This is a genomic window from Polaromonas sp., from assembly GCF_012927415.1.
Taxonomy (GTDB): Bacteria; Pseudomonadota; Gammaproteobacteria; order Burkholderiales; family Burkholderiaceae_C; genus Polaromonas.
On the sequence record NZ_JABBPF010000005.1, the window covers coordinates 1 to 5,880 of the forward strand.

Sequence of the window (5,880 nt, forward strand, 5' to 3'; positions counted from 1 at the left end):
GCAGTTGCACATATAAAAAAGCATTTTTTCGCAAAAGGCACACGCGGTGTCGAGCGGGACCATGCTATTTCACGGCTTTGGTGGATGTCTGAGATATGCAAAAAAGTGCAGGGATTGACCCTTCACCAAGCACTGACAGCTTTTCTATATCAAAGCGATGTCCGCGCAAATATTGTGGAAAGACCAACTACTTCACAAAATGCAGCCTTGCTATCTGCCGTTGTCAATAAACTTCACGAGTCGTACATGGCCGATAAAGCCTTGTATGGGCGAGAAAAATTTCGCTCAGTCATGAAGAAATTAAATATCGAGGGTGGAATCACGCTACTTGAGGTGCTTGATAGCAAGGCACTTGGCAAGGTTATTGAAAGAGTTAGCAAGTGAGCCAATGTAGAGTTGACTGTGTTACGTCTCGGTTCAGCTAACCACCTGCGCGGTTAGCTCATCATCTCTCCCATCTTGTGCTCGCAGTTTGTAAAAAATGTCCAAATCACAAAATCTAAAAGCTGTGTTTTTTAATGGATCAAATATTTATGGACTCTTTCCAAGACTACAGTCGATTTAGTGCTGGTATCGGTATGGACCAGCTTCCATGGTGGCGCTAAACGCCGTTCAAGCCATGTAATCGGAAGGTTTTCGCGAACTGATCTGATGGTTTCCGCGACTAAAGCGCCAAACAACATGAAGCTGGCGCTTATTTCCACGATCTAACCTATCTAATTAGCTGGTTTTTGATAAAATAGAGACACTCACAAAGATGGGTACGCATCGAAGTTTCCAAGGGTCAACTCGACCCGACTTGGAAAATTTATAGCGAGGCGAGCGACAGGAATTAAAAGAATTTCTGACCCTCCACGACTCGAATGTGACCGAGGTCAACCGTTCTGGTTGACTAACGGCAGGCGACCAACAGCATCGCTGGCACCTGGACTGATTCCCCTCTCCCTCTGATCTGACGTTGAAGGCGTGCAATCTGCGCGCATTCATTCAAAGCCAACCCTCGACGTTTTGCTGCCGCTCACTGCGGGGCGCAGCCATGGGCGGATGTTGGCGATACGCCGGTCAGAACCACCACTACCAATAACCGGAGAAACCCATGACTGACGCCAACACCGGCGGGCGCGAGCCTGCGCCACTTGAACTCAAACTTTTTGACAAACCATTGTTTCGGCTCGGCCAGATCCTTGCCACCCCAGGTGCACTGGCAACGCTAGACCGACTAGGAATTGAACCGCTCTCACTTGTGCTTCAAAGACATGTACTGGGTGACTGGGGTGACCTGTGCGATGAAGACAGGGAATTGAACCGCCATTCGCTTGCAAACGGAATGCGGATTTTTTCATCGTACAAATTGACCGCTTCTTCCAGCGACGGTGCGACCACCGAAACAGTTTGGGTCATCACGGAATCGAATCGTGCGAGCACCACAATTTTGCTGCCGTCGGAGTATTGACATGAAAGGTCTGCAGCACATTTTTATCGCTGGTTTGTCCGCTAACACCAGCATTCAGTACGCCATCCAAACATCTAAAGGGATGCGCCACGAAGACTTGTACCTCACGCAGTCGATGCTGGATAGCTCATGCGGTCTGATTTGTGTATTACAAGCGGCCATGCTGCTTTACCAGCTACCCAGGGCACGGGTCGAAGTCCTCACGACAACTAAACATCAGGCACTGCGGCGGCTCTGGAAGGTTGCGCGTGAAACGTATTTTGAAGGCACGACCGAGCCTGAAATCGAGGCATACGTAGATGCTTTCTCACCGACTTTGACTTGCACCACTGTGACCAGCCACAGCGCAAAACGTATCGGGCTGCTAGTGGCAAAGGCGGTGCGATCTGGTCAAGCACCCATGGTGAGATTTGAAAGCATGCAATGGTGCCATTGGGCCTTCGTTACTGGCATTGAAACGTTCGGCAGGGAATCTGTACCGCGAGCATTCTTGATGCTTGATCCCAGTGCCGCACAACCGCGGGGCAGCTTTTACAACGCAAGTTTTGAACTTCAAGCCAAAGCGGGGTTGTCCAAGCGAGCAAGAACACCACACAACCTAGTCTTGACGTACAGCACCGGAGAAGCTTGGGCAGTCCGTCTTAACGGATTGGTGGTCATCAAGCGCGGCCAATCACCGTAACCGTTGTGCGGTGGATATTCCGCTCCGCCACTTTTAAGTTCGTTCACTGTCTTTCTTGATTTTCCAGGCTGTATCCGTTGGCTCGGCGGTGCAGCACGTCTTTTTAACCCTTTGAGGTACTTCCATGTTGCAAAACCAGACCCCTAATTCAGATGTCAGTGGCGTCCGTTCGACGCCAACCTACAGCGAGGTCCGCAAGCCGGCGCAAGCCGGCGCAAGCCGGCGCAAGCCGCAAGACGCCAAAAAGCATCCACCAAGGCGGCCTACGAGAAAGATGTTTCGCGGTTCATCCACTCATATGGCGGCACCATACCGTGTACCCCAGACGAACTGCTTCGATTTATCACCGCGCTGGTCAAGCGGGTGGCACCAGTGACCATTGCACGGCGCTGCCAGTCCATCCGGGATGCACATGTTCGTGGTGGTCACACCGCACCCACCGACGACCCAAGGGTTCGGGAGGCTTTGCGGTGGATGGTGGCCGGTCATGTTCCGCATAACCTGATTGAGCCAGCCAAGAACGGTAAGAAACCGCTACCAGACATACGCAGTGCAGCCAAGTCCAAGCGAGTTGCCAAAATCATTGACCGAGCGTTACTGAACCGGATGTTCGATTGCATGGGTACTGGCATGCGCACAATGGACCGGCGTGACAAAGCCATACTGCTGCTTGGCTATGCAGGGCTCAAACGAGGTGCCATCTGCGCCATCAACATTGAAGACCTCACCTTCACGCAAGACGCGATGTTGATCCATACCACACCAACTACAGATTCGGGCGATGAAATTCACAGTGGTGTATTTGGGCCAATGTCGCGCGTCATGGCGATTCCGTTCACACGGGGGCCGCTCTGCGCAGCGACAGCTTGCCAGACCTGGCTGAAGCACAACGACCTGGAGGGTGCTACAGGTGCGTTGTTTCCGAGCTTCACGCGCTCAGGCGAACCCACTACCGACAGACTGGCGTCGGCTTATGTCAGCGTCATCGTCAAAGAGCGATTGAAGGCGGCTGGCATCACCGATGTGTCGGCTTACAGCGGGGAGAGTTTGCGCCGGGGTCACCTAGCCGAGGCCGTGAAAGGTCGTGCACGATGAGCAGCACCGATCCGACTCTGATTTTGGCAATCACTGATAAGTACGGCAAGGTAATGGATTCACCCCTCTTTGCCTCCCTGCGCGTCACGGCCAAGCTTTGCAAGAGGCTGCGATTTCTGGCGAACGTCGCAAGCAAGCATTCGGTGGACTCCATGAGCGTGCGTCACAAAGATGCGCCTATCTACTGGGACTTTCCTCCTGGGTCGGCGCTGGACGGTTGCTTGGAGGAATACTGCCAGTGGAACATGCTCCAATCGACCTTGTTTTTAGAACTCTGGGGCCGGGTCCACGTCCATGACGGGGGATATTCTGAAACGGAGATGCTGGCAATGACCACCATTCTCGATGTCGAAATTCTTGAAACCCTACGGACAAATGAATACGACATTGAGTATCTTGAAGCTGAGGAGACCGAAGCGATGCTGGGTCAACCCTTTCACCTGGCTGTCCATGAGCGGTTTGTGGCGCTGAGCAAGCTTCGCCAGCCGGAACTACCGTTTTGACGGATTCGCTGATGTCAAGTCCAGCCACGACATCCGTTTCCGACACCAGATCGCACCACAACCGCTGACCCTTGTGATCCATAGGGTTGCCAATCCGACCCTCAAACGGTAGTCCCAACGGGGTGTTTTGAGAGGCTAACTGGGGGCGTTGGTGGGTCTACCAGACCGATCCATCGGTACCTAGCCACGTCTTTTATGGCATCAATTATTAAATATGGAGAAATGATATGGGGCGCTATGCCAAACCTCTATTAACAGCACCTCCGTCACCACCGATTGAAAACGGTGTCGAGGTTCTGATTTGTGAAGCACGTCTTGCTCACTCTGCAACTGACGATCCTTGCGATATTGAAGAAGAGCAGTTGATGACGGTGCTGGTGTCCTTTGATCCCCAGCCAGCCCAACGTTACGCGGCACGGAACTTGGCAATGACCTACATCGCTGCGCAATCGACATTTGAGCAGTTGCCGGTAGGGTGCGGTCTGGCTGAGTGGCTCCTCGGGTTACTCAACAGCCGAATCGCTGCCTCGCTGTACCTTGTCATGTCGCTACCGCCCGTTTATTCAGCAGACCTTGCGCGGCAGATCGAAGCTGTTTTGGCGGGTCTACGGAACAGTCAGTACCACCAGCTGGGACTGACAGTAGCGGTAGGTATGAGGCCTGGAGATTGGGGTGCTTGCAGAGAAATTGATGGCTTCGTTGCATCACCTGCGGGGGATGCGGATCGGGCCTCAATTCACGTGTTCAACATGCTGGCGGCACTCATGGCTCCAGGGCTCACTTCCTGTGTAGATTGGGAAGAACTTCGATCAATCTTCGGCACGCATAAGTCTCCATCGAGAGTGGCAAGTGGAATTTGGCTTCAGGAGGAGGCTAGTTTTTTTCCTGCATCTGCTGCGGACAAAACGTTAATTGAAGACAGTGGGGTGATTGCGCTTATGCCAGCGCATCCTATTCAAATTTCTTCGCAAATTAAATTGATGAACGAAATTCGCCAGTTCACTGAAAACGATCCCGACTTCGTGATGATTACGCCGTACGGGATGTCGTCTAAGCCAGTGATGTCAGATCAGATCGTTTCTATCCGCCTGATTGCAGCGCCAAGCGCCTAGACGACGAAAACAACCCTAGCCGCAGCAGGGCCACACCGACGTCGACTGCCGCCTCGTCAGGCTTCCGCCAGTTGCAAAGGTGTTTGGCGAATGCCCGACGGTACTTGCGTTCGGAGTCTTTGTCCTTCAGTCGTTTGACCGCTATTTGCCGGCTCATTGAACGAGCACTGTCGAGCAACGCCCGTCCCAGCGGATTTTGAAACTCAGGTGCGCTGTCTTTGATGGATGCGATTTTCAAACGGGCAAACGGATTTTCAAGCAGGTGTATTTCGTTCAGTGGAGTGGACGGCAGCCGCCTGTGGGCTTACCCGCGCATGCGACACCCTAAAACATGGCCTTCGCATTCCCCCTACGAGACTTTTCATAGGGGGAATGACAATTCACCAGAATCAAAACCCAAGTGACAGTCGAATATGGGAATGGTGCTTGTCGCAGTAGTTAAATCTTGGTCAAAACTATTGATGAGCAGCGGTCTTTCGTTTGTCCTCAGGCTTGTAGTCGTCACCAAGCCAAGAGAGTGCATCGAAGTCGACTGCCTCTGGCACCACTCTGTTCTCCCATTTGAAGGTCTCCCGAGCGTTCACAGTCTTACGGTTACCCAAAACTGACGATGCAGGTTTACGTATGTCTATGCCCAACGCTTTCAGAATGCTGCGGCGATGACTGTACATGGTCTTACGTGACATTCCGATATCTGCGAGGTCTTGACCGACAGCCCAATGCAAGAAGGTGGAATAGGCACGGGTTAAACGAGCGCGCGCGCGGACCCGCGCCGCAACTGCAGGGACTACCGTCGGAAGCTCCAAACTCTCCAGCTTTTTAATATAGATGGTATCCGCCGTTTTGGGTAACCAGTTCGATCCGTACTGCAGATCACTTCCACGAAAGAAGTGATCGCCCAGTCGAATTTCTAAGCGAGGTCCAGCAGCGGCATACACTTGTTGGGCAATTCGGTCAGCACCCAAGAATGTATGGGATGTTCTGCGCTCGTTGTCCCAGAACGTGGCAATGCGACGTGCGTAAAACGAGAGTCCC

Annotated in this window: 7 protein-coding genes; 6 read left to right on the forward strand and 1 reads right to left on the reverse strand. The window is 52.7% G+C overall.

Annotation, left to right across the window (positions count from 1 at the left end; genetic code table 11):
• From HHJ19_RS00065 to HHJ19_RS00090, 6 genes are all read left to right on the forward strand, one after another.
• The coding region (locus tag HHJ19_RS00065; protein ID WP_296902991.1) for a DUF6339 family protein at positions 1 to 384 on the forward strand (384 nt) is incomplete at its 5' end.
• 712 nt (positions 385 to 1,096) lie between these two features.
• Complete coding sequence (locus tag HHJ19_RS00070) at positions 1,097 to 1,453, forward strand: hypothetical protein (RefSeq protein WP_296902992.1); 357 nt, start codon at positions 1,097 to 1,099, stop codon at positions 1,451 to 1,453.
• A 1-nt stretch (position 1,454) separates the two neighbouring features.
• A complete protein-coding gene (locus HHJ19_RS00075; RefSeq protein WP_296902994.1) occupies positions 1,455 to 2,135 on the forward strand; it encodes a hypothetical protein in 681 nt (226 codons plus the stop codon).
• A 618-nt stretch (positions 2,136 to 2,753) separates the two neighbouring features.
• On the forward strand, positions 2,754 to 3,230 hold the full coding sequence (locus HHJ19_RS00080; RefSeq protein WP_296902996.1) for a hypothetical protein: 477 nt from the start codon (positions 2,754 to 2,756) through the stop codon (positions 3,228 to 3,230).
• Complete coding sequence (locus HHJ19_RS00085; RefSeq protein ID WP_296902998.1) at positions 3,227 to 3,733, forward strand: hypothetical protein; 507 nt, start codon at positions 3,227 to 3,229, stop codon at positions 3,731 to 3,733. The genes HHJ19_RS00080 and HHJ19_RS00085 overlap by 4 nt, the downstream gene beginning before the upstream one ends.
• A gap of 227 nt (positions 3,734 to 3,960) precedes the next feature.
• Complete coding sequence (locus HHJ19_RS00090; RefSeq protein ID WP_296902999.1) at positions 3,961 to 4,845, forward strand: hypothetical protein; 885 nt, start codon at positions 3,961 to 3,963, stop codon at positions 4,843 to 4,845.
• Positions 4,846 to 5,300: 455 nt separating this feature from the next.
• Here HHJ19_RS00090 and HHJ19_RS00095 read toward each other — a convergent pair.
• A partial coding sequence (locus tag HHJ19_RS00095) for a phage/plasmid replication protein (RefSeq protein WP_296903000.1) occupies positions 5,301 to 5,880 on the reverse strand: 580 nt, incomplete at its 5' end.